Annotated in this window: 24 protein-coding genes and 1 pseudogene; 12 read left to right on the top strand and 13 right to left on the bottom strand. The window is 62.3% G+C overall.

The features are described 5' to 3' along the window. Window positions 1-2: 2 nt before the first annotated feature. Genes QRN10_RS24390 through QRN10_RS24380 form a run of 3 tightly spaced genes read right to left on the bottom strand, consistent with a single transcriptional unit; the run spans window position 3 to window position 2586 of the window. A complete protein-coding gene (locus QRN10_RS24390; protein WP_181081324.1) occupies window positions 3-1268 on the bottom strand; it encodes an ABC transporter permease in 1266 nt (421 codons plus the stop codon). A gap of 1 nt (window position 1269) precedes the next feature. Continuing rightward, window positions 1270-1980: an ABC transporter ATP-binding protein gene (locus tag QRN10_RS24385; RefSeq protein ID WP_181081325.1), complete on the bottom strand. Its 711-nt coding sequence runs from the start codon at window positions 1978-1980 to the stop codon at window positions 1270-1272. A 6-nt stretch (window positions 1981-1986) separates the two neighbouring features. Continuing rightward, complete coding sequence (locus QRN10_RS24380) at window positions 1987-2586, bottom strand: DUF2796 domain-containing protein (protein WP_285429343.1); 600 nt, start codon at window positions 2584-2586, stop codon at window positions 1987-1989. A gap of 131 nt (window positions 2587-2717) precedes the next feature. Here QRN10_RS24380 and QRN10_RS24375 point away from each other — a divergent pair, with 131 nt between their 5' ends. Beyond that, the gene (locus tag QRN10_RS24375; protein ID WP_285429342.1) at window positions 2718-3065 is read left to right on the top strand and encodes a hypothetical protein; all 348 of its coding nucleotides are present in this window, start codon (window positions 2718-2720) and stop codon (window positions 3063-3065) included. Here QRN10_RS24375 and trxA read toward each other — a convergent pair. From trxA to QRN10_RS24360, 3 genes are read right to left on the bottom strand one after another with little or no spacing between them, the layout of a single operon-like run. Next, complete coding sequence (gene trxA, locus QRN10_RS24370) at window positions 3062-3934, bottom strand: thioredoxin (protein ID WP_266246975.1); 873 nt, start codon at window positions 3932-3934, stop codon at window positions 3062-3064. The two genes, QRN10_RS24375 and trxA, sit on opposite strands and share 4 nt — an antisense overlap. Before the next feature lie 33 nt (window positions 3935-3967). Next, window positions 3968-4630, bottom strand: a complete 663-nt coding sequence (locus QRN10_RS24365; RefSeq protein ID WP_253509578.1) for a class I SAM-dependent methyltransferase — start codon at window positions 4628-4630, stop codon at window positions 3968-3970. Continuing rightward, window positions 4627-5082 carry a YbaY family lipoprotein gene (locus QRN10_RS24360; protein ID WP_285429341.1) on the bottom strand — a complete coding sequence of 152 codons (456 nt, stop codon included), beginning with the start codon at window positions 5080-5082 and terminating at the stop codon, window positions 4627-4629. The genes QRN10_RS24365 and QRN10_RS24360 overlap by 4 nt, the downstream gene beginning before the upstream one ends. A 139-nt stretch (window positions 5083-5221) precedes the next feature. Here QRN10_RS24360 and nrdR point away from each other — a divergent pair, with 139 nt between their 5' ends. The 11 genes from nrdR to QRN10_RS24305 all read left to right on the top strand — a co-directional run bounded on the left by nrdR (window position 5222) and on the right by QRN10_RS24305 (window position 13428). Continuing rightward, window positions 5222-5692 carry a transcriptional regulator NrdR gene (gene nrdR / locus QRN10_RS24355; protein WP_034100969.1) on the top strand — a complete coding sequence of 157 codons (471 nt, stop codon included), beginning with the start codon at window positions 5222-5224 and terminating at the stop codon, window positions 5690-5692. After that, entirely contained in the window at window positions 5689-6825 is a 1137-nt protein-coding gene (gene ribD / locus QRN10_RS24350) for a bifunctional diaminohydroxyphosphoribosylaminopyrimidine deaminase/5-amino-6-(5-phosphoribosylamino)uracil reductase RibD (protein ID WP_285429340.1), read from the top strand. Before nrdR ends, ribD begins: the two co-directional genes overlap by 4 nt. Before the next feature lie 45 nt (window positions 6826-6870). Then, complete coding sequence (locus QRN10_RS24345) at window positions 6871-7533, top strand: riboflavin synthase (protein ID WP_181081332.1); 663 nt, start codon at window positions 6871-6873, stop codon at window positions 7531-7533. 15 nt (window positions 7534-7548) lie between these two features. Continuing rightward, window positions 7549-8640 carry a bifunctional 3,4-dihydroxy-2-butanone-4-phosphate synthase/GTP cyclohydrolase II gene (gene ribBA / locus QRN10_RS24340; protein ID WP_253509575.1) on the top strand — a complete coding sequence of 364 codons (1092 nt, stop codon included), beginning with the start codon at window positions 7549-7551 and terminating at the stop codon, window positions 8638-8640. Window positions 8641-8728: 88 nt separating this feature from the next. Further along, on the top strand, window positions 8729-9205 hold the full coding sequence (ribH, locus tag QRN10_RS24335) for a 6,7-dimethyl-8-ribityllumazine synthase (RefSeq protein WP_034100965.1): 477 nt from the start codon (window positions 8729-8731) through the stop codon (window positions 9203-9205). Beyond that, entirely contained in the window at window positions 9202-9702 is a 501-nt protein-coding gene (gene nusB / locus QRN10_RS24330) for a transcription antitermination factor NusB (protein ID WP_181081334.1), read from the top strand. Before ribH ends, nusB begins: the two co-directional genes overlap by 4 nt. Before the next feature lie 18 nt (window positions 9703-9720). Next, on the top strand, window positions 9721-10686 hold the full coding sequence (gene thiL / locus QRN10_RS24325; RefSeq protein ID WP_181081335.1) for a thiamine-phosphate kinase: 966 nt from the start codon (window positions 9721-9723) through the stop codon (window positions 10684-10686). Window positions 10687-10752: 66 nt separating this feature from the next. Continuing rightward, window positions 10753-11481 (top strand): substrate-binding periplasmic protein, encoded by a 729-nt coding sequence (locus QRN10_RS24320; RefSeq protein ID WP_285429339.1) that lies wholly within the window; start codon window positions 10753-10755, stop codon window positions 11479-11481. Window positions 11482-11609: 128 nt separating this feature from the next. Beyond that, a complete protein-coding gene (ribA, locus tag QRN10_RS24315; RefSeq protein WP_181081337.1) occupies window positions 11610-12227 on the top strand; it encodes a GTP cyclohydrolase II in 618 nt (205 codons plus the stop codon). Continuing rightward, complete coding sequence (locus tag QRN10_RS24310; RefSeq protein ID WP_285429338.1) at window positions 12224-12643, top strand: MFS transporter; 420 nt, start codon at window positions 12224-12226, stop codon at window positions 12641-12643. The genes ribA and QRN10_RS24310 overlap by 4 nt, the downstream gene beginning before the upstream one ends. Beyond that, window positions 12640-13428, top strand: coding sequence for a cobalamin-binding protein (locus QRN10_RS24305; RefSeq protein ID WP_253509572.1), 789 nt, complete (start codon window positions 12640-12642; stop codon window positions 13426-13428). Before QRN10_RS24310 ends, QRN10_RS24305 begins: the two co-directional genes overlap by 4 nt. A gap of 18 nt (window positions 13429-13446) precedes the next feature. Here the strand turns inward: QRN10_RS24305 and QRN10_RS24300 are convergent, their stop codons facing one another. The 7 genes and pseudogenes from QRN10_RS24300 to QRN10_RS24270 form a co-directional block, all read right to left on the bottom strand. Beyond that, a complete protein-coding gene (locus tag QRN10_RS24300) occupies window positions 13447-15336 on the bottom strand; it encodes a TonB-dependent receptor domain-containing protein (RefSeq protein ID WP_285429337.1) in 1890 nt (629 codons plus the stop codon). Between the two features lie 139 nt (window positions 15337-15475). After that, window positions 15476-17374 (bottom strand): 1-deoxy-D-xylulose-5-phosphate synthase, encoded by a 1899-nt coding sequence (dxs, locus tag QRN10_RS24295; RefSeq protein WP_253509570.1) that lies wholly within the window; start codon window positions 17372-17374, stop codon window positions 15476-15478. Between the two features lie 110 nt (window positions 17375-17484). Beyond that, window positions 17485-18372, bottom strand: a complete 888-nt coding sequence (gene ispA, locus QRN10_RS24290; RefSeq protein WP_253509569.1) for a (2E,6E)-farnesyl diphosphate synthase — start codon at window positions 18370-18372, stop codon at window positions 17485-17487. Further along, window positions 18369-18611 carry an exodeoxyribonuclease VII small subunit gene (locus QRN10_RS24285; RefSeq protein ID WP_003194556.1) on the bottom strand — a complete coding sequence of 81 codons (243 nt, stop codon included), beginning with the start codon at window positions 18609-18611 and terminating at the stop codon, window positions 18369-18371. The genes ispA and QRN10_RS24285 overlap by 4 nt, the downstream gene beginning before the upstream one ends. A 74-nt stretch (window positions 18612-18685) precedes the next feature. After that, window positions 18686-19686 (bottom strand): annotated as a pseudogene (locus tag QRN10_RS24280) (Fic family protein). A 410-nt stretch (window positions 19687-20096) separates the two neighbouring features. Continuing rightward, window positions 20097-20429, bottom strand: a complete 333-nt coding sequence (locus QRN10_RS24275) for a hypothetical protein (RefSeq protein ID WP_181081343.1) — start codon at window positions 20427-20429, stop codon at window positions 20097-20099. Continuing rightward, a partial coding sequence (locus QRN10_RS24270; RefSeq protein ID WP_285429336.1) for an RHS repeat domain-containing protein occupies window positions 20426-21517 on the bottom strand: 1092 nt, incomplete at its 5' end. The genes QRN10_RS24275 and QRN10_RS24270, both read right to left, overlap by 4 nt.

Raw genomic sequence — 21517 nt, 5'->3', positions numbered from 1 at the left:
CCTCATAAACGTATGGACAGGCCGTCGGCCAGGGATTGTCGATAGGCGCGCCACGCGGGCACGCTGCCCATCAACAGCGCGGCGGCCAGGATACCGGCGAGCAGGGTCCATTCATATTCGCTCGGCCATGACATCGGCAGGTCCAGGCCATAGTTGGCCTGCAGGTAACCGCGCGAGGCGGCGATGCATACGTACAGCAGGCCGACGCCGGCGATCACCCCGGACAGTGCCAATGCAAACGCTTCGAAGATCAGCAGCGTCGCGATATGCCAGGGTCGCGCGCCCACCGAACGCAAAATCGCCATTTCGCGACGGCGTTCGTTGAGGCTGGTGAGGATCGCCGTGAGCATGCCGATCAAACCGGTCAGCACCACGAACAGCGAGATCACGAACAGCGCTTTTTCAGCGGTGCCCATCATGCTCCACAGCTCCTGCAACGCCACGCCCGGCAGAATCGCCAGCATCGGTTCGCCACGAAACTCATTGATCTGCCGCTGCAGCGCGAAGGTGGAAATCTTGTTGTTCAGGCCCAGCATGAAGGCCGTGATGGCTTGCGGCGTGAGGTCCATGTTGCGCGCCTGGTCCGCGCTGATCCGGCCTTTGCCTTGAGCGGGAACGCCGTTGTGCCAGTCGATGTGAATCGCTTCCATGCCACCAAGGCTGATATGCAGCGTACGGTCCACCGGCGTACCGGTGCGCTTGAGAATACCGACCACGGTGAAGGGTTTGTCATCGTGCTTGACCAGGCTGACCACCGCTACGCCATGGGCCAGCACCAGTTTGTCGCCGAGTTTGTAGTGCAGCGCATCCGCCACTTCCGCACCGAGCACCACTTCGAACGGGTCGCTGGCGAAGGCACGGCCGCTGGCCAGTTCGAGGTTTTGCTTGCGGCCGTACTGGTAGTGCTCGAAGTAGGATTGGTTGGTGCCCATCACGCGATAGCCGCGGTGGGAGTCCCCGAGTGAAATCGGGATGGCCCATTTCACCTGAGGGTTGGCGGCGAAGTGCTCGTAGCTGTCCCAACGAATGTTGTTGGTGGCGTTGCCGATGCGGAACACCGAGTACAGCAGCAGATTGACCGAACCGGAGCGCGCGCCGACGATCAGGTCGGTGCCGCTGATGGTGCTGGCGAAACTGTTGCGTGCCTCAACGCGTACGCGCTCCACCGCCAGCAACAGGCACACCGACAGGGCGATGGCGAAGGCGGTGAGGATCGCGGTAAAGCGGCGGTTAGCCAGGCTGGCCATGGCTAGACGAAACAGATACATCTCAAACCTCTGCGGGCGTGGCGGCGCGATTGAGCTCGGCCAGCGAAAGATGACGGTCGAACAGCGGCGCCAGGCTCTGGTCGTGGCTGACAAACAACAGGCTGGCCCCCGCGTCGCGGCACTCGGCGAACAGCAATTGGATGAAGGCTTCGCGGGCGTCGTAATCCAGGGCCGAGGTGGGTTCGTCGGCAATCACCAGTTCCGGTTGGCCGATCAACGCACGGGCGGCGGCCACCCGTTGCTGCTGGCCGATGGACAGCGAATCGGCACGACGCGCCAGCAGGTCTTTGTCCTTCAGGCCCAGGTGCGCAAGCAGAGTGGCGGCCGCCTGGTCGACGCTGCCGTGACGCTGGACCGCGCGTTGTGCACGCAGCCTGGAAAAGTGGCAGGGCAACTCGACGTTCTCGCGCACCGACAGAAACGGCAGCAGGTTGAACTGCTGGAAAATGTAGCCGGTGTGGTCGACACGGAACCGATCGCGCGCGCCCGCCGACAGCGCGGTAAGTTCCTGGCCGAGCAGGCGAATGCTGCCGCGACCGGGTTTCTGCACGCCGCCGAGCAACCCTAACAGGGTGGTCTTACCGCTGCCGCTGGGGCCTTTGAGAAACAGGGTTTCGCCGCGCTCCAGGCGGAAGGCGGGGATATCCAGCAGTTGAGGATGACCGGGCCAGTTAAAGCCCAGGTCGGACAGTTCGATCAATGGCTGGGTCATGGGCACTCAGAACTTCAGGGTGGCTGCGGTGGCCGTCGCGTCGACGCCCTGCTGGCCGCTCGGGCCGATCAGTTGTACCTGGATTTTCTGGGTGGCGGGGAAGGTCTTGAACACTTGGGTCAGGTCCAGATTGCCCAGGGCGGTCGGTGTGGCGCAGGTGAATTGATAGTGAGCGTGGATCTCGCTGTGGTCGTGATGGTGCTCATGGGCGGCTGCGCCTTTGCCGTCGGTGGCGTCATCATCGTCGTCATGATCGGTTTCGGGCTTGTCACCGAACAGCGGGCTGTTGAGTTCCTGGGAGCTGACCTTGCAACCGGCGGCCTTGGGCAGGTTGAACAGGGCGACAGGGTTTTCCAGTTGCTCGCGCGCGGCGGCGACCTTGGCTTTGTCGGCGGCGCTGCTGGCCACGTGCTCGAATCCCACCAGGTTCATCGCCGGGCTGTCCAGCTCAAGCTCCAGCGTCTGACCATCAAGCACGGCGTTAAGGCGAGCAACACCGTGTTCGTGGGCGCCGAGGCTGCCGTGTTCGTGATCATGGTCATCATGCGCCTGGGCGACAGCCAGTGGCAGCAGGGCAAACGGCAAGGCAAGCAACAGACGGCGCATGGAAAAGCTCCCGGAGATGAAAGTTTTGTTATGTAATCTTATAACAATGTGTCGAGAGTTTGCCCGCCCGCTTGGCGTTGTGCAAGCCACATGGGAGCATGCCGGTCGGAAAAACTGCGGGAGTAGGGGCGATGTTGCGAATTCGTGGAACCATCGGCGACCTGCCGGTGGATTTGACTGTAGAGATGGACGGCGGCGATTGGGCACGCCTGGGCGCGCAATTTCAGGCCGCGCCAGTAGCCCCGGCGAGCGCTGGCCCGGCTGCGGCGGCGAAACCCGGTGATGATCTATGGCAGAGCGCCCAGGACCTGTTACGCAATGCCGGCCAACTCAGCGGCCTGGAATTGCTCGATCAACTGGAAGGCTTGGCCGGCGATGCGGCAGTGGGCAAACGCCTGCTGGTGCGCCTGCGCCACAGCGCCAAGGTCAAGGTGGTCAGCGGCGGGGATACGCCGCTGTACCGTTGGCTCGGCGATTAGTACAGCGCAGCGAACAACTTGCGGCGGTACACGGTGACCAGCGGGTGATCATTGCCCAGCAGTTCGAACACCTGCAGCAAGGTCTTGTGCGGCAGGCCTTCGTTGTAGCTGCGGTTGCGGACGAATAATTTGAGCAGACCGTCCAGTGCCGCATCGTACTGCTGGCGCGCCAGTTGCTGGATAGCCAGCTGATAGGCCGCTTCGTCGTCCTGCGGGTTTTGCGCCAGCCGGCTTTTCAAGTCGGCGGCGTCCGGCAGCTCGGCGGCCTGGCGCAGGAAGGTGATCTGTGCCTTGGCCCCGGCGAGAGCGGCTTTGTGGTCGTCGCTTTTCACGGCATCGAGCACGGCCTGGGCTTCACCCAACTCACCGCGTTCAGCCAGGCAGCGCGCGTACAGAATCAGTGCGGCGGCGTTAGTGTTGTCCTCGCCCAGCAGCGCGACCAATAGGGCTTCGGCGTCACTGATACGGCCTTCTGCGAATAACGCCTGGGCCTGCACCAATGGATCAGCCGCCTTCGGCGCAGGCATCTGCACATGCGGCTCAAGCATCGCCCGCACCGCCGACTCCGGCTGTGCCCCGGCGAACCCGTCCACCGGCTGACCGTCCTTGAACAGCACCACCGTCGGCAGGCTTTGAATGCCAAACCGCGCAACGATGTCCTGCTCGGCCTCGCAATCGACCTTGGCAAGCAGCAACTCACCCTGATAACTCTCGGCAATCTGCGCCAGCATCGGCATCAACGCCTTGCACGGCGCGCACCACTCGGCCCAGAAATCTACGAGTACAGGTTTGTGGAATGAGTTTTCGATTACCGCCTGGTCGAAGGTAGCAGTGGTGGCGTCGAAGATATATGGGGTGGGCTCACTCATGGGGCGTCTCGAAGAAAGCGGGAATAGGGGCAACTATAAGGGCTGGCGCCGCGAATGGTACAGGCTCACCTTGCGAAACTCCCACGGCTCGGCCAGGTCCGGCAGGGTCAGGGCATCCAGTATGTCCAGGCGTCGATAGGCGGGGTGTTGGAAGTCCCGCACGCGGGAGTCCGCCACCAGTGCTTCGCGTCCACGGCTGAGGAAGTGATCCAGCAGCGGCAGGTTGGCGCGGTCGTAGAGCACGTCGGCGACCAGGATCAGGTCGAAGCGGTCGGCTTCGGCGAAAAAGTCCGCCGAGTAACTCAGTTTCACACCGTTGAGTTCGGCGTTCGCCCGGCAGGACGCTAATGCCAGCGGGTCCAGGTCGCAGGCCACCACTTCCAGCGCACCCGCTTTAACCGCCGCAATACCGGCCACACCGGAGCCGGCGCCGAAATCCAGCACGCGCTTGCCTTTCACCCATTCCGGGTTTGCCGCCAGATACCGCGCCAGCGCCAGGCCGCTGGCCCAGCAGAAACTCCAGTAGGGCGGTTCATGCAGAATGCGCCGGGTTTCCTCCTGGCTGAAGGCGCGGTCCATGTTGTCCGCGTCCAGCAGCCATAACGACAGGTCGGTGCCCGGCAGCGCGCAGGGCACCAGGTGTGCGTCGCCGATCAGATCGCTCAGGGCGCGTTGCAGGTCCAGCGGTGGCGTCATGGTGCCTTGACGAGTTGCAGGGGGCCGGTGGTCTGTGTGATCGCCTGAGTAATGCGCACGGCGGGCAGGTGCAGGATCAACTGGCCGGACTGGCTGGCACGACCGCGCAGCTCAACCCGCGCGCCGGCCGGGAAAGCCTCGGGGTTGAACCGCAGGCGAAAGGCCAATGGCTTGCCGTTGCCGGTCAACACACTGCTGGCGAGCAGTTGCTGCGGGCGCGAGCGGTCGTCGATCACCAGCAGGGCCATTTCGACTTCGGCCCCGGCAGGCACATTGGTCAGGCTGCCGTTGATTTCACGCTGATAGGCCGGCAGTGGACCGAGGTCTTCGATTCCGGGGACTTTTTTCTCCTGCGCGGGCGCCGGCTGGGGCGCGCTCGGCTTGGGGGCTTCGCTGCTGCAGGCGATCAGGACACTGAACAAAGCGAGCAAAACAACGGGTCGTAACTGCATGTACGGCTCCAGAAGGGACAAAATCCGTGGCTTAAAAGAGAAGAAACATAATTGTCAGCCTATATACCGTAAAGGCTATGGCTTGTCTTGCCATGGGGATGCGCTACCATGGCCCTCCCATTTTTTGTTGCCTGCCACCATGCACTGTCCCTTCTGCGGTGCCAACGACACCAAGGTCATCGACTCGCGACTGGTCGCCGAGGGCGATCAAGTACGTCGCCGGCGCGAATGCCTGGCCTCCGGCTGCGGTGAACGTTTCACCACCTTCGAAACCGCCGAACTGGTGTTGCCACGGCTGATCAAGTCCGACGGCAGCCGCCAGCCCTTCGACGAAGAAAAACTGCGCGCCGGTATGCAGCGCGCCCTGGAAAAACGCCCGGTAAGCGTCGAGCGGCTGGAAGCAGCCCTGGCGCATATCAAGCACAAGTTGCGAGCGACCGGCGAGCGCGAGGTCAAGAGCCTGGTCGTGGGCGAGTTGGTGATGGGCGAGCTGCAAAAACTCGACGAAGTCGCCTATATCCGTTTCGCCTCGGTGTATCGACGCTTCCAGGATCTCAACGAGTTCCGCGAAGAGATCGACCGCCTGGCCCGTGAGCCGGCCAAACAATGAACCCACCTTCCGCTGAACAGGCCGTGCTCGACGCCCACTACATGGCCCGTGCCCTGGAGCTTGCGCGCAAGGGCGTGTACACCACCCATCCCAACCCTCGGGTCGGCTGCGTGATTGTGCGCGATGGGCAGATCGTCGGCGAAGGCTGGCATGAGTGCACCGGCGAGCCCCACGCCGAGCCCAATGCCCTGCGCGCCGCCGGCGATAAAGCGCGCGGCGCCACGGTGTACGTGACCCTCGAACCTTGCAGCCACCATGGCCGCACACCGCCATGCGCCGATGCGCTGGTGAGTGCTGGCGTGGCGCGGGTGGTGGCCGGGATGCAGGACCCCAATCCGGAAGTCGCCGGGCGCGGCATGCAGCGTCTGGCTCAAGCCGGGATCGAGGTGCGCAGCGGCGTGCTGGAAAGCCAGGCGCGAGCGCTGAACCCGGGCTTTCTAAAGCGTATGGAGCAAGGCCTGCCTTTTGTGCGCGTCAAGCTGGCGATGAGTCTGGACGGTCGCACCGCAATGGCCAGCGGCGAAAGCCAGTGGATCACCGGCCCCGCCGCGCGCGCCGCCGTGCAACGGCTGCGCGCCGAAGCCAGCGTGGTGTTGACCGGTGCCGACACTGTACTGGCCGATGGCGCACGCCTGACCGTGCGTGCCGCCGAGCTCGGCCTGGACGCGGCCAACACCGCCCTGGCGATGTCTCGCCCGCCGCTGCGCGTGCTGATCGACGGCCGCCTGCGGGTACCGCTGAACGCACCGTTCTTCAAGGCCGGGCCGGCACTGGTCATCACCTGTGTGACGCCGGAAAACCAGTTCCCGCGTGGACCCGAATGCCTCGTAGTGCCGGGCGTCGACGGCCAGGTCGACCTGCGTTCGGCGCTGGTGGCCCTGGCCGCCCGTGGCGTCAACGAGGTACTGGTGGAGGCCGGGCCAAGCCTGGCGGGCGCTTTTGCGCAGCAGGGCCTGGTGGACGAATACGTGATATTCGTCGCCGGTAAATTTCTCGGCTCCGCCGCCCGGCCGTTGCTGGACTGGCCGCTTGAGAAACTGGCGGACGCTCCCCAACTCAAGATCACTGACATGCGCGCTGTAGGCGACGACTGGCGAGTCACTGCCATCCCTCTGCCAGCAGCCAGCGTATAATTTCCGGCCTGCGCATCGCGCGGCCCCGTTTTCCAGGAGAAGGCCATGTTCACCGGCATTATCGAATCCATCGGCAGCATCCGCGCCATGACCCCCAAGGGCGGCGACGTTCGGCTGCTGGTTGAAACCGGCAAGCTCGACTTGGGCGACGTCAAGCTGGGCGACAGCATCGCCGTCAGCGGCGTGTGCCTGACCGTCATCGAGTTGCCGGGCAACGGCTTTGCCGCCGACGTCAGCCGGGAAACCCTGGACTGCACGGCGATGAGCGACCTCAAGGCCGGCAGCCCGGTTAACCTGGAAAAAGCCCTCACGCCGACCACCCGCCTGGGCGGCCACCTGGTCAGCGGCCACGTCGACGGCGTTGGCGAAGTGGTATCGCGCAGCGAAAACGCGCGGGCGGTGGAATTTCGCATCCGCGCGCCAAAAGAATTGGCCAAGTACATCGCGCACAAAGGCTCGATCACCGTCGACGGCACCAGCCTGACCGTGAACGCCGTCAATGGCGCAGAATTCGCGTTGACCATCATCCCGCACACCCTGAGCGAAACCATCATGGCCGCGTACCAGCCGGGCCGCCGGGTGAATCTGGAAGTGGACTTGCTTGCCCGTTACCTGGAGCGCCTGTTGCTGGGCGAAAAGGCCGCAGAGCCGACTGCCGGGAATATCACTGAAAGTTTTCTGGCCGCTAACGGCTACCTGAAATCCTGACCAAGGGGGTGCCGCGTGGCGCTCAATAGCATCGAAGAACTGGTTGAAGACATCCGCCAAGGCAAGATGGTCATCCTGATGGATGACGAAGACCGCGAGAACGAAGGCGACATCATCATGGCTGCCGAGGCCTGCAAGGCCGAGCACATCAACTTCATGGCCAAGCACGCTCGCGGCCTGATCTGCATGCCTATGAGCCGCGAGCGCTGCGAACTGCTCAAGCTGCCGTTGATGGCGCCGCGCAACGGCTCGGGTTTCGGCACCAAGTTCACCGTATCCATTGAGGCCACCACCGGCGTCACCACCGGCATCTCCGCCGCCGACCGTGCGCGCACGGTGCAGGCCGCCGCCGCCAAGGACGCCAAGGCTGAAGATATCGTCAGCCCCGGCCACATCTTCCCGTTGATGGCCCAGCCCGGCGGCACCCTGGCCCGCGCCGGTCACACCGAAGCCGCCTGCGACCTGGCGCGCATGGCCGGGTTCGAGCCCAGCGGTGTGATCTGCGAAGTGATGAACGACGACGGCACCATGGCCCGTCGTGTCGAACTCGAAGCATTTGCCGCCGAGCACAACCTCAAGATCGGCACCATCGCCGACCTGATTCACTATCGAATGATTCACGAACGTACCGTTCAGCGGATTGCCGAGCAGCCGCTGGACAGCGAACTGGGCCAATTCAACCTGGTGACCTACCGTGATTCGGTGGAAGGCGACGTGCATATGGCCCTGACCCTGGGCACCATTTGCGCTGAAGAGCCGACCCTGGTGCGCGTGCACAACATGGACCCGCTGCGCGACCTGTTGATGGTCAAGCAACCCGGCCGCTGGAGCCTGCGCGCCGCCATGGCCGCGGTTTCCGAGGCCGGCAGTGGCGTGGTGCTGTTGCTGGGCAACCCGGTGGATGGCGATGTCCTGCTCGCGCATATCCGCGAAACCGCCGAGCACACCCAGGTGAAAACGCCGACCACCTACAGCATCGTCGGTGCCGGTTCGCAGATCCTGCGTGACCTGGGTGTGCGCAAAATGCGCTTGATGAGCGCACCGATGAAATTTAATGCGATATCCGGTTTCGATCTGGAAGTTGTAGAATATGTGCCCTCCGAATAAAGGCCGGCGATTTCTGCCCCTTGTTCGCGGTTAAATCATCACTGAGGGACGCACATTTCGCGTCCCGGCTCTTTAAGAGATTTGTCGAATGACCCTGAAGACCATCGAAGGTACCTTCATCGCCCCCAAAGGCCGCTATGCCCTGGTGGTTGGCCGCTTCAACAGCTTCGTGGTTGAAAGCCTGGTAAGCGGTGCCGTGGACGCCCTGGTTCGCCACGGTGTGAGCGAGAGCGATATCACGATCATCCGCGCCCCTGGCGCCTTCGAGATTCCGCTGGTTGCGCAAAAAGTCGCCCAACAGGCCGAATACGCCGCCATCATCGCCCTGGGCGCGGTCATTCGGGGCGGCACGCCGCACTTCGAATACGTGGCCGGCGAATGCACCAAGGGCCTGGCCCAGGTGTCCATGGAGTTCGGCGTGCCGGTTGCGTTCGGCGTGCTGACCGTGGACTCCATCGAACAAGCCATCGAGCGCTCCGGCACCAAGGCCGGTAACAAAGGCGCCGAAGCGGCCCTGTCCGCCCTGGAAATGGTCAGCCTGCTGTCGCAGTTGGAGGCCAAGTGATTTCCGACGAGAGCGATCAGTTCAACCCTCAGGACCCACGCCCTGCGGATGCCGGCAAGCCGTCCAAGAGCGAGAAGCGTCGCAAGGCGCGTCAACTCGCGACCCAGGCGCTGTATCAGCGTCACCTGGCAGGCGCTGCGCTGAACGAAATCGAAGCGCAGTTTCGCGTCGATAACGACTTTACCTTCGCCGATCAGAGTTACTTCCACGACATCCTGCACGGCGTTCACGCCAACCTGACCGAGATCGACACGGCCCTCGCACCTTGCCTGGACCTGACGATCGAGGAACTGGACCCGGTTGAACTGTGCGTGATGCGCCTGTCCACCTGGGAACTGCTCAAGCGCGTCGATGTGCCGTACCGCGTGGTGATCAACGAAGGTATCGAGTTGGCGAAAGTCTATGGTTCGACCGACGGTCACAAGTTCGTCAACGGCGTGCTCGACAAATTGGCCCCGCGCCTGCGCGAAGCCGAAGTGAAGGAACACAAGCGCTGATCCGCGCTTGAGTTCTCGATGGGCGAGTTTGAGCTGATCCGCACCTACTTCGCCGCCGCGCCTTGTGCGCAGGGCGGTGAAGGCATAGCCCTGGGGATCGGCGACGACTGCGCCTTGCTGGCGCTGCCCCCTGGGGAGCAACTGGCGATCTCCACCGATACTCTGGTGGCCGGCGTGCATTTTGCCGACCCCTGCGATCCATTCCTGCTCGGCCAGCGCTCGCTGGCCGTGGCGGTGAGCGACCTGGCCGCCATGGGCGCCCACCCGCTCGCCTTTACCCTTGCACTCACCACTCCGACCGTCGATGCCGATTGGCTGCAACGCTATGCCCAGGGTTTGAACGCCATGGCGCAACACTGCGGTGTGGGCCTGGTAGGCGGCGACACCACGCGCGGGCCACTGAGCCTGACCCTCACGGTGTTTGGCCGTGTGCCGGCGGGGCAGGCCCTGACCCGCAGCGGCGCGCAGCCAGGAGACCTGTTATGTGTGGGCGGCGAACTGGGCAACGCCGCTGGCGCTTTGCCGCTGGTGCTGGGCCAACGCAGCGCCGATGCTGGCGTTGCCGAGCCGCTGCTGGCCCATTACTGGTCACCACAACCGCAACTGGCCCTGGGGTTGGCGCTGCGCGGTAAGGCCACGGCTGCGATGGATATCTCCGACGGGTTGTTGGCCGATTGTGGGCATATCGCCAAGGCTTCGGCTGTCAGCCTGCTGATTGAGCGCCAGGCGCTGCCTTTGTCCAAGGCGTTGCTGGCGTTCGTGGGGGACGAGCAGGCGCGGGTGGCCGCCCTGAGTGGGGGCGACGACTACGTGCTGGCCTTCACCCTGCCACCCGCCGAGCTGGCGCCGTTGCTGGCCGGTGGCTGGCCGATTCATGTGATCGGCCGGGTCGAGGCAGGGCAGGGCGTGACGCTGCTTGATGCCGGCGGCCAGGACATCACACCAGCCGTCCGCGGTTACCAGCATTTTCGCGAGACGCCCTGAAGCGGCGTCCTGCGCTACCCTCAATAGCGTAATCCCTGATGCATGGCTCTGTAGGAGGTCGTCCCGATGGATGTACGCCGCTGGCTGCTGACACTGCTGTGCACTGCTGCGACGTTGTTGCAGGCGCAGGACGCTCCGGTGGTGCCCTCCAAGGTCACGCTGGCCAGTGAGGCCTGGGACGGCTACACCAACGCCGATGGCAGCGGCCTGGCGTGGGATGTGATGCGCAAGGTATTCGAACCGGCGGGTTTGCAAGTACAGCCCCGCACCGAGCCCTACACCCGAGCGGTTGGCCTGGCCCAGCGCGGCGAGGTGGATGGCTGGGTCGGTTCTTACCGCGACGAGGTCACCGGCGTGCTGTACCCGCGCTGGCATTACGATTCGGACCCCATCTACGCCCTCGGCCTGGCGACCTCGCCCGCACCGAGCCTGGCCACGCTGGGGCGTTATCGCCTGGCCTGGGTGCATGGCTACAAATACGAGGCATACTTGCCGAATGTGCGACGTTTCAACCAGATACATCGGCGTGACGGCATCCTGCCGATGCTTCAGTACGGCCGGGCTGATTTCTACATTGATGCGCTCACCGAAGCCCGCGAAGTCCTGAGTCAGGCGCAGGACCCGGCCACCTTTCGGCTTACACACCTGACCCAGCTGCCGCTCTACGTGGGTTTTGCCGACAACGAGCGGGGGCGGGACCTGCGGGCAATGTTTGATCGGCGTATGGATGCGCTGGTGAAGAGCGGCGAACTCAAGCCGATTTTTCAACACTGGAAACAGCCGTATCCGTTCTGACCTGCATAGAACCGAGTGGAAGGCCAATCGAACCGATTGATCTTTATCAGCGAACATTCAGCTTAAGCGTCTGTAGGAACCTGCTGTTACAATGCCGCCTCTGTAAAATCTGAAATCAGGAGCACCCGGTGCCCGTCGTTTTCGTCGCCGCTTCCAAGCTGCCTACCCCTTTTGCCACGTTCACCATGAGCGGCTTTCTTGAAGAAGCCACCGGGCGCGAGCACGTTGTGCTCAGCCTGGGCGACATCGCCGATGGCGAACCCGTGCTCGGCCGCCTGCACTCTGAGTGCCTGACCGGCGATGCGTTGTTCAGCCAGCGCTGCGACTGCGGCTCGCAGCTCGAAGCCGCGCTGCAGGCAATCGCCCGGGAAGGCCGTGGCGTACTGCTGTATCTGCGTCAGGAAGGCCGTGGCATTGGCCTGCTGAACAAAATCCGCGCCTACGAACTGCAGGATGGCGGCGCCGATACCGTGGAAGCCAACGAGCGCCTGGGTTTCGCGGCCGATCAGCGCGATTATGCGATCTGCCTGCCGATGCTTGAGCACCTGGGCGTGAAATCCCTGCGCCTGATGACCAACAACCCGCGCAAGGTCAAAGCCTTGGCCGACATGGGCATTACCGTGGCCGAGCGCGTGCCGCTGCACACCGGGCATAACCCGCACAACAAACTCTACCTGGCGACCAAGGCCAGCAAGCTCGACCACATGATGGGCAACGAACACCAGGGCGAGGTCGACCGCGCGTGACCCGGGGCCAGGTCAAGCGTCGGCTGTCCGTCAACTGGTGGCAGTATCTGGCCCTGGCGCTGCTGCCCCTGTTTGTGGTCAACCTGGTGTTTGGCCAGGCTGAGTCCCTGCTGCCGGTGTTGGCCATGCCGTTCTTTATCGCCGGTGTGGCCTCGATGTTCCTCAGCCTGCGCTACTTCAATGGCTATAAACACGCGTTAATCGCCACCTCCGAAGCCCTCGACACCGCCGAAGAGCCCGCTGCCTGGATCACCCTGGCGGCCCGTCGCCGCACGGCGTTGCTGGTGGCCGCGCTCCCCGCGTGGGTGGGTGCACTGGCAGTGTTTGTCGGCCTGGAGGCGGTGCCGTTGTTTCTGTTGGCGCTGTCGACGATGGTGCTGTTTTACCTCTACCGCATCCCGCGTCAGTTGGGATGATGCGCCGCTGGCTGGCGCTTCTGCTGCTGGCGCTGAGCGCCCAGGTCCTGGCGGCCGAGCGGGTGGTCAGCCTGGCGCCGTCGCTGTCGGAAATCGTAATGGAACTGGGCGCCGCCGACTTGCTGGTGGGCGTGCTCGACGGTGGCGAGCGCCCGGTGGCATTGGCGCAGGTACCTTCGGTCGGTCGCTATGGTCAGTTGGACATGGAGCGCCTGCTGAGCCTCAAACCGGACCTGATCCTGCTGTGGCCGGGCAGCGTCGGCCCGGCCCAGCGCGAGCAATTGCAGCGTTTGAATATCCCGGTGTATATCGCCGAGCCCCACAACCTTGAACAACTTACCGTCCAGGTCCAAGCCATCGCCGCGCGGCTGGGACGTGCCGACGCCGGGCAGCAACTGGCCGCGCAGTTGCGCCAGCGCCTGACCGAATTGCGCCGGCGCTATCGGCGTGCCGAACCCCTACGAGTGTTTTACCAGGTGTGGAATTCGCCGCTGTACACCGTGGGCGGCGGGCAGATCATCAGCGATGCGTTGACGGTCTGCGGTGCGCGCAATGTGTTCGACGACCTGAACCTGCCGGCGCCGCAAGTCAGCATCGAGTCGGTGTTGCAGCGCAATCCCGAGATGATTCTGGTCAGCGATCAAGCGCAGATGGACGCGTGGAAAGCCTGGCCAACCATGGCCGAGCGCGTGCGGCAGGTGCCCGATAAGGGCCTGGAACGGCCCAGCGGGCAGATGCTGGAGGCGCTGGGGCGATTGTGTCGGGTGATTGCGCCGGACCTGTGACACCGTTGCGCAGGCGCGTCAGGTCTCCGGGGTCCAGGTCACGCCGAACAGCCACGTCCGGCCTTCCTCGCGATAATCCTGGTTATTCATGAACGCCGGATCGTCATAGCTGTAGCGCGCCCGCACGTAAGACCGGTCCAACAGGTTATCGACCTTCAGCGACAGCGCCACTTGCCGATTGATCGCCCAGCTGCCACGCAGCCCAAGCAACGCATAGCCGCCCAAGCGTTGAGTGTTGTCGGCATCGTCATAACTGCTGCTGATAGCCTGCCAGCTGGCGCCCACGCCAAGTTGATCGAATTGCCGGTCCAGGTCCAGGCTCAACGTGCGCCGTGCGCGACGGGCCAAGGTATAGCCGGTGCTACGATCACGCGGATCGATGATCGACAGTCCCAGGTTGCCCTGCCAGCCGAACAGTTCCTGCTTGAGCGCCGCTTCCATGCCGTTGATGCGCGCCGACGCCACGTTCTGCGGCTTGCCCGTGCTGTCGAGGATGATCGCGTCGCTCAAGTCCGTGCGGTACAGCGAGGCTTCCAGGCGTGTGCTGTCACTGAGCTGGCTGCGCCACTGCAACTCGTAGCTCTTGGAGGTTTCGGGCTGCAGACTGGGGTTGCTGTAGTGTGTGTCGGGGTAATACAGGTCGTTGAAGGTCGGCGCGCGAAAACCTTCGCTGTAGCTCAGCAGCACGTCATTGTCGGGGTTGATGGGCAAAGTCAGCGTGCCACTCCAGCTGTTCTGCGCACCGAACTGCTGATTCTGGTCGCGGCGCAGGCCTAGTTCCGTGGAGAACCATTCACTGTGAAAGCGATGCTGCACAAAGGCCGCGCGGTTCCAGCGGCTGTTTTCGCTGAACGCGGTGGAGCCATGGAAGCGATCCTCGTACCAATCGCCGCCGAGGATCAGGCTGTTGTGTTCGTCCAGGGTCAGGTCGTTCTGCCAGTTGATCGAGTCGCGGTAGGTGTTGAACACGCTGAAGTCGTCGCTGAGGGTGTCGCGCTTGGTGTCGCGGTTTTCGCTGTGGCCCAGTTCCAGGCGTGACTGCCAATGCGCATTGAGCGTGGCATCCAGGTAGCCGCTGGCGCTGCTGACGGTGTAATCGGTGTAAGGCTTTTGCCCCAGCGTCTGACCACTGGCGACGTCGTAGCGGCCGAAGCTGTTGTCGTACTCCGATTTGCCACGGTTATCGAGCAGGTTGAAACCAGCCTCCAGCGCATCGCTGAACGAATGGCTGAGATTGAGGCTGAGCGACTGGTTGCGGTAGGCATCGTGGTCGCCGTCACTGGGAAAAGACGCACGGGTCGAGTTGATGCCGGCGGTTTCATCCAGGCTCGCTCCCAGGTTGAACCGCGTGTGTTCGTCCCCGCCTGCCAGACCGAGGCTGCGCTGCCAGGTCCGGCGGTTGCCGAACTCCAGCTTAAGACGCGGCTGCAAGCCTTGCTCGGCGTTGCGCCGGGTGAAGACCTGGATCACCCCGCCTATCGCATCGCTGCCATACATGACTGAGCGCGAACCGCGCAGCACTTCCACGCGCTCGATTTGATCGACATTGAGGTATTGCAGGCCGCTGTCGCCGGAGGTGGTATTGGCGATGCGCTGGCCGTCCACCAGCACCAGGCTTTGGGCGGACTTGGTGCCGCGCAGGTAAATCCCCGGCAAGCTACCGCGCCCGCCGGTGGGCGCCACTTGCACGCCGGGCACACGGCTGAGCAGGTCGGTGAGGCTGGTCGGTTGCAGGCGGTCGATATCGTCGCGGGTGAACACCGTGTTGGCGGCGCTGCTGTCATTGCGCGCCTGCACCTGGCGGTTGGCGCTGATGACCACGTCGGGGAGCTTAAGGGCCTCGTCGCGGGTGTCGGCGAGCAATTGCGGGGAGGGCAGGAGCAGCAAGGCAAGGTACAGGTGTTTCATGAGCTGTCCATGGCGTGGAGGAGGGCACAAGCCAAATGTGGGAGAAGGCTTGCCTCCGTTTACAGGGGGTCAGACTCAGTATCGGTAACTGATCCACCGCTATCGGGGGCAAGCCCCTCCCACATGTTGTTCCAGGTTTTTACAGACCCAGCAGTGCCATGCGGTTGCGCACAGAGGCTTCAATCCCTGCCTCGTCCAGCCCGCACTCAGCCAGCATCTGCGCCGGCTTGGCATGTTCGACGTACACATCCGGCAAGCCCAGGTGCAGCACCGACTTGAGGATATTTTCCCGCGCCAGGTACTCACTGACCGCTGCACCGGCGCCACCCATGATGGCGTTTTCTTCAACTGTGACCAGCAACTCATGGCTGCCGGCGATCTCGCGCACCAGGGCTTCATCCAGGGGTTTGACGAAGCGCATGTCGACCACCGTGGCATCGATCTTCTCGGCGACTTTCAAGGCTTCGGCCAATTGCACGCCGAATACCAGGAACGCAACCCGGTTGCCCTGGCGACGCACGATACCCTTGCCGATCTCGATGGGTTCAAGGTCTTTTTCGATCACTGCGTTCGGGCCGTTGCCGCGCGGGTAACGCACCGCGGCCGGGCCGTTGTAAAGGTGGCCGGTGCTGAGCATCTTGCGCAATTCGTTTTCGTCGCTCGGGGTCATCACCAGCATGCCGGGGATGCAGCGCAGGTAGGACAAATCGAAACTGCCGGCATGCGTCGGGCCGTCTTCTCCCACCAGGCCCGCGCGATCGATGGCGAACAGCACGTCGAGGTTCTGCACCGCGACGTCATGCACCAGTTGGTCGTAACCGCGTTGCAGGAACGTGGAGTAGATCGCAACCACCGGTTTGGCGCCTTCGCAGGCCATGCCGGCGGCGAACGTCACCGCGTGTTGCTCGGCAATCGCCACGTCGAAGTAGCGCAGCGGGAACCGCTCGCTGAACGCCACCAGATCAGAGCCTTCCTTCATCGCCGGGGTAATGCCCACCAGGCGCGAGTCGGCGGCGGCCATGTCGCACAGCCACTCGCCGAACACCCCGGAATACTTCGGCCCGCTGGGCTTTTTCGGCGCGGCGGCGGGAGCGTCCAGCGGTTCGAGCTTGGTGATTGCGTGATAACCGATCGGGTCGACTTCCGCCGGGGCGAAGCCTTTGCCTTTCTTGGTGACGATATGCAGAAACTGCGGGCCCTTGAGGTCACGCATATTGCGCAGCGTGGCGATCAGCGTCGGCAGGTCGTGGCCGTCGATGGGGCCGATGTAGTTCCAGCCCAGCTCCTCGAACAAGGTGCCGGGCACCAGCATGCCCTTGGCGTATTCTTCGGTGCGTCGGGCAATTTCCCACGCGCCGGGCAGACGCGAGAGTACCTTTTTGCTGCCTTCTCGCATGCTGGCGTAGGTGCGGCTCGACAGGATCTTGGCCAGGTAGTTGGACAGGCCGCCGACATTGCGCGAGATCGACATGTCGTTGTCGTTGAGGATCACCAGCATATTGGCGTCCACTTCCGGCGCGTGGTTCAGCGCTTCGAACGCCATGCCGGCGGTGAGTGCGCCATCGCCGATCACTGCAATCGCCTTGCGATCACTGTTTTGCAGGCGGGCGGCAATCGCCATGCCCAATGCTGCACTGATGGACGTGCTGGAGTGGCCGACGCCAAAGGTGTCGTACTCGCTCTCGGAGCGACGTGGGAAAGCGGCAACACCGTCCTTCTGGCGCAGCGTGCTCATGCGCTCGCGGCGACCGGTCAGGATCTTGTGCGGGTACGCCTGATGGCCCACGTCCCACACCAGCCGGTCGTCCGGGGTGTCGAACACGTAATGCAGGGCGATAGTCAGCTCGATGACGCCCAGGCCGGCACCGAAATGCCCACCGGTCTGGCCGACCGTGTAGAGCAATTCCAGGCGCAATTCATCGGCCAGGGTTTCCAGCTCGGCTTCACCCAGACGACGCAGGCCGTCCGGCGTGGCAGCACGGTCGAGCAGGGGCGTGGACGGGCGCTTGCGGGGAATCTCTTGGAACGTCGTGGGCATCAGGCGAATCGTTATAGGTATAGAAGAGGCGGCAGTTTACCTCAAGCATCGCAAACTGCCCACGCAGAGCGCCGAACTTGGCCGATAGGCGGCCATGATGGCCGTGCCGATCAGTGGCGACGTTCGACGATATACCGCGCCAGGTCGCGCAATGGCTCGGCCGCCGCGTCGAAAGGTCGCAGGGCGGCCAGGGCCTGGTCGCGCAGTTCCAGGGCGTAGGCCTTGGCGGCTTCGAGCCCGAGCAGCGCAGGATAGGTCGGCTTGTCCCGTGCGATATCGGCGCCCTGGCGTTTGCCCAGCGTGGCGGTGTCACTTTCTACGTCGAGAATGTCGTCCTGCACCTGGAACGCCAGGCCAATCGCCTGGGAATAGGTCTGTAACGCCGCCAATTGCGCAGGCTGCGCCTGACCACTGGCCAGCGCGCCCAACTGCACGGCGGCTTCGATCAGCGCGCCGGTCTTGTGGCGATGCATGTGTTCAAGGGCTTGCTGGTCCAGCTTGAGGCTGACCGAGCCCATGTCGATTGCCTGCCCGCCGACCATACCGGCCGGGCCCGCAGCCTGCGCCAGAGTGGTGACCATGCGCAGGCGGATCTCGGCGTTGACGCTGCTCAAGCGCGGGTCCAGCAATGCGCTGAACGCCAGGCTCTGCAGACCATCGCCGGCGAGGATCGCGTAGGCTTCATCGAAGGCTTTATGGGTGGTGGGCTGGCCGCGACGCAGATCGTCGTCGTCCATTGCCGGCAAATCGTCGTGTACCAGTGAGTACGCGTGGATCAACTCCACCGCGCACGCCGCGCCATTAGCCTGTTCGGCCGGCGCGCCCAGCGCCTCGCAGGCCGCATACGCCAGCAACGGGCGCACGCGCTTGCCGCCATTCATCACGCTGTAGCGCATGGCTTCATAGAGGCGATTCATTTCCGGGCTTGGCGCAACAAACAAGGGCTCCAGCGCCGCATTCACCCGGGCTTGGCTACTGGCCTGATACGCGTCGATCATTCCGGCTGTTCCGCGTCGAAAGGTTCTTCGGCCAACTCCCCGTCACGCTCCAGCAACACCTGCACCTTCTGCTCCGCCTGCGCCAACGCGCTCTGGCAGTCACGGGTCAGGCCGATGCCTTGCTCAAACGCCGTCAGCGAGTCCTCCAGCGACAACTCGCCGTTCTCCAGACGCTCGACCAGGGCTTGCAGGTCGGCGAGGGATTGTTCGAAATCGAGTGCAACTTTTTTGCGGGCCATGGCGGCTATTCCGGTAGACGGTAAACCGGCGCGACACTAGCAGACATGGGGATTCTGGGCAAATGAGCGGGGTGTCACTCGCCTGCTGTATTGACCTGATAACGCGTGCTGCGGCCGCCTCCTGGGAGGCGGACCAGGCAGTTTTTTTCCAGCAGGTCCGCCAGGTGTCGCGTCGCTGTCGCCTTGGAGACCTTTGCGACCGCCTGGTACTGCGCCGCGCCGATGCCGTGTTCGAAGCCCTTCTCACCACCGTCGAGCAGTCGATTGAGGACCTTGATCTGTTCAGCCGACAAAGGGCCGTCGCGGTGCTGCTGCCAGAACCGACTCTGTTCCAGCACCCGGTCAATCCGCGCCATGGCCTGCTGCACGCTGCGTAACAGGGTTTTAAGGAACCACTCCAGCCAGGCAGTGATATCCAGGGAGGCCTTCTGGCTGGATTCCAGCGCGCTGTAGTAGCCGGTGCGGTCTTCGAGGATGCTGGCTGACATGGCATAGAAACGGATGGCCTGGTGTTCACCCTGGGCCAGTGCCAAATCGGTGATAGCGCGTGTCAGGCGACCATTGCCGTCATCGAAGGGGTGCAGTGTGACAAACCAGAAGTGCGCGACACGACTTGCATTGGCTCATCTCCCCTCAAGGATCCAATATTGAGCGCTCGAGCGGCATAGCCCGCTTCCGGGGCCGGGAACAATAAGTGATGCCAGTTCAATGGGCGGGCGAGGGTAAACGGCTGGGTGAATTGTTGAGTGGCATCCATCATCAACTCGGCGAGGGCTTCGCTGCGGCGGCTTACCTGACCGTCTTCCATCGCTTCCAGGCCCATCCGCCTTGCCAGGGACGAGCGCACCGAGCCGACATTCAACTGTTCACCCTCAATCGTCGAGGACGTCAGGATATTTTGCAGCAGCGCATCCAGTTCATTCTGTGCGCTGACCGGCTGGCTGACGGAGCCGAGCATGCCCAGCAACTTGCCCTGGGCTTGTCCGCACTCGCGCAGCAACGCCGCGAGGCGACCGGGTTGCCAGTGGAAGTGAGGCCAGTCGGCGTGTTGCCAGATCCAGTGCGGATGAGCCATGGTGGAATGCCTGGGGTGCGTGAGCCGAATAAAGAGGTTATTCGGCTCATTTGGTGAGCCGATTGTGCTGCGGATTTGGCTCAGGGTCTAGGCTGGTGGTGGGTGTGTTCGTAAGCACGCCATAACGTCCACCTTCTAGGCCGAAATCTAATGACGGATGCGGGACTCTCCGATTTTTCAGGAACAGTCATCCATGATGCGTCCCGACGTCAAAGTCGAATAAGTGTGTCTCTATACCAAGCCCGTAGGTGACGTTCTGCTCAGATATATGTTGGATAAAGAAAAATTGTCAGTTGATCTCACTTCGAAAAAAGCTGGAGTAGCGAGTGATTAGCTTATCAAACTAAATATTTTAGTTGCGCTATGCAGAAATGGTTGTAAATGACCATTTACCAAGTACCTGTATTAAGCTAAAAGAAGAAAAATAGCCCTGTGTGGCTCTTGATTGCGATTGTGTTCAGGTGGATCAATTTTTTCATTACTGATGAGTTTTCAGGCGTCAGGTGGTCTTTAAATATCGCTAGCGCCTTGATGAGGTCCTCATTGGTGTTGATAGTCTCGTCTTCGTAGTCGTCAATTATTTTTCCCAGGGTGTTATTTATAGTTTCCACTGCGCCAGAGATCAGTAGTTTTTTATAATCTTCATCGGTGAGGTGAATGATTTCAAGCAGAGAGTCCGGGCAATCATTTATGTCCAATAACCTCATAGCCTCTAGCGTAAGTGGGACACAAATCATCTTCATTGTTTTAGTTCCTTATTGAAATGGGTTGCTTCATTGTATTCACTTTGTGTTCTGCCCATTTGCTTTCCTGAAGGAGATGTCTTGTTGTTGGGCACGACGCCTTCAAGGCTTAAGTATCGTCTCGATCCCGGCAATGATGGGTCGTAGATTCTAAAGTAGTTTCCATTGATGTCCTCTACAACTTCAACTCCATTGAGAGGGTTCTTGTATATTTTTTTGCCTTTGTCTGTTGTGGTTACAGTTGGATCGGTGCCGGCAAATTTTATAATGTTTTCATTCAGGTTAGCTGTTTTCCAATTCGCTGAGTACTTAGCTGATCGCTCAGCTCCTCCTGTTTTTGGTAATACAGCATCTCCTTCATCAGCTTTTACAGTTTTGGCCGGTTCATTAGCAGTTACCTCTGGCTTACAACCGTCTCCCCCGGGGCAGGTGTTTAAGCCTAACGGATCTACCCATCCTGTAGGGTTTGGAGCGTACTGGTAGGAGTTGATTCCCCCCGCCAACTTCACGGGGTCCGGTGTGAGGTAACGACCAATATCCGGATTGTAGTAGCGATGGCGGTTGTAGTGCAGACCGCTTTCTTTGTCGAAGTATTGGCCCTGGAAGCGCAGGGGGTTGTCGAGGTTGCCTACGTCGAGGCGGGCGATTTCGCCGTAGGCGCGGTAGTGGGCGGACCAGGCGATATCGCCCTCGGGGGTGGTGAGTTCCTGGGGTGTGCCGAGGTGGTCGAGGTGGTAGTGGTAGGGTTTTGTCTCTTTTGGGCCAAAACCTTCCAACAGGGCCAAGGGTCTGAAACTGTCGGGTTCATAGAGATAGCTGCGATGACGATCGGCATGATGCTCGGCAATCAGTGTGTCGCCTTGCCAGAAAAACTCCGTCGTTATGCCGTCCACGATTTTGCTGATGCGTCGCCCAAACGGGTCGTAGCGGTAGCTGGCGGTTTGGCCGTTAGGCTGGGCGATTTCGATCAGCCGGTGCTGGCTGTCATAACGGTATTCCGTGACGAGTTGCCGGCCCTTGCCACGCCGTTCCCGGATCAGGTTGCCGAAGGCGTCGTAGGTGTAGTGGCGGTCGCCCTGGATCATCAG

It is taken from the genome of Pseudomonas sp. lyk4-R2A-8, from assembly GCF_030209095.1.
GTDB classification, from domain to species: domain Bacteria; phylum Pseudomonadota; class Gammaproteobacteria; order Pseudomonadales; family Pseudomonadaceae; genus Aquipseudomonas; species Aquipseudomonas quebecensis.
The sequence above is the reverse complement of the archived record's forward strand: the minus strand, read 5'-3'. Positions and strand labels throughout refer to the sequence as shown.

What these genes read in the sequence shown, in the direction of transcription:
- QRN10_RS24390 (WP_181081324.1), bottom strand. Translation starts at nt 1,268, where the DNA reads ATGTATCTGTTTCGTCTAGCCATGGCCAGCCTGGCTAACCGCCGCTTT.
- QRN10_RS24385 (WP_181081325.1), bottom strand. Translation starts at nt 1,980, where the DNA reads ATGACCCAGCCATTGATCGAACTGTCCGACCTGGGCTTTAACTGGCCC.
- QRN10_RS24380 (WP_285429343.1), bottom strand. Translation starts at nt 2,586, where the DNA reads ATGCGCCGTCTGTTGCTTGCCTTGCCGTTTGCCCTGCTGCCACTGGCT.
- QRN10_RS24375 (WP_285429342.1), top strand. Translation starts at nt 2,718, where the DNA reads ATGTTGCGAATTCGTGGAACCATCGGCGACCTGCCGGTGGATTTGACT.
- trxA (WP_266246975.1), bottom strand. Translation starts at nt 3,934, where the DNA reads ATGAGTGAGCCCACCCCATATATCTTCGACGCCACCACTGCTACCTTC.
- QRN10_RS24365 (WP_253509578.1), bottom strand. Translation starts at nt 4,630, where the DNA reads ATGACGCCACCGCTGGACCTGCAACGCGCCCTGAGCGATCTGATCGGC.
- QRN10_RS24360 (WP_285429341.1), bottom strand. Translation starts at nt 5,082, where the DNA reads ATGCAGTTACGACCCGTTGTTTTGCTCGCTTTGTTCAGTGTCCTGATC.
- nrdR (WP_034100969.1), top strand. Translation starts at nt 5,222, where the DNA reads ATGCACTGTCCCTTCTGCGGTGCCAACGACACCAAGGTCATCGACTCG.
- ribD (WP_285429340.1), top strand. Translation starts at nt 5,689, where the DNA reads ATGAACCCACCTTCCGCTGAACAGGCCGTGCTCGACGCCCACTACATG.
- QRN10_RS24345 (WP_181081332.1), top strand. Translation starts at nt 6,871, where the DNA reads ATGTTCACCGGCATTATCGAATCCATCGGCAGCATCCGCGCCATGACC.
- ribH (WP_034100965.1), top strand. Translation starts at nt 8,729, where the DNA reads ATGACCCTGAAGACCATCGAAGGTACCTTCATCGCCCCCAAAGGCCGC.
- thiL (WP_181081335.1), top strand. Translation starts at nt 9,721, where the DNA reads ATGGGCGAGTTTGAGCTGATCCGCACCTACTTCGCCGCCGCGCCTTGT.
- QRN10_RS24320 (WP_285429339.1), top strand. Translation starts at nt 10,753, where the DNA reads ATGGATGTACGCCGCTGGCTGCTGACACTGCTGTGCACTGCTGCGACG.
- QRN10_RS24305 (WP_253509572.1), top strand. Translation starts at nt 12,640, where the DNA reads ATGATGCGCCGCTGGCTGGCGCTTCTGCTGCTGGCGCTGAGCGCCCAG.
- QRN10_RS24300 (WP_285429337.1), bottom strand. Translation starts at nt 15,336, where the DNA reads ATGAAACACCTGTACCTTGCCTTGCTGCTCCTGCCCTCCCCGCAATTG.
- dxs (WP_253509570.1), bottom strand. Translation starts at nt 17,374, where the DNA reads ATGCCCACGACGTTCCAAGAGATTCCCCGCAAGCGCCCGTCCACGCCC.
- ispA (WP_253509569.1), bottom strand. Translation starts at nt 18,372, where the DNA reads ATGATCGACGCGTATCAGGCCAGTAGCCAAGCCCGGGTGAATGCGGCG.
- QRN10_RS24285 (WP_003194556.1), bottom strand. Translation starts at nt 18,611, where the DNA reads ATGGCCCGCAAAAAAGTTGCACTCGATTTCGAACAATCCCTCGCCGAC.
- QRN10_RS24275 (WP_181081343.1), bottom strand. Translation starts at nt 20,429, where the DNA reads ATGAAGATGATTTGTGTCCCACTTACGCTAGAGGCTATGAGGTTATTG.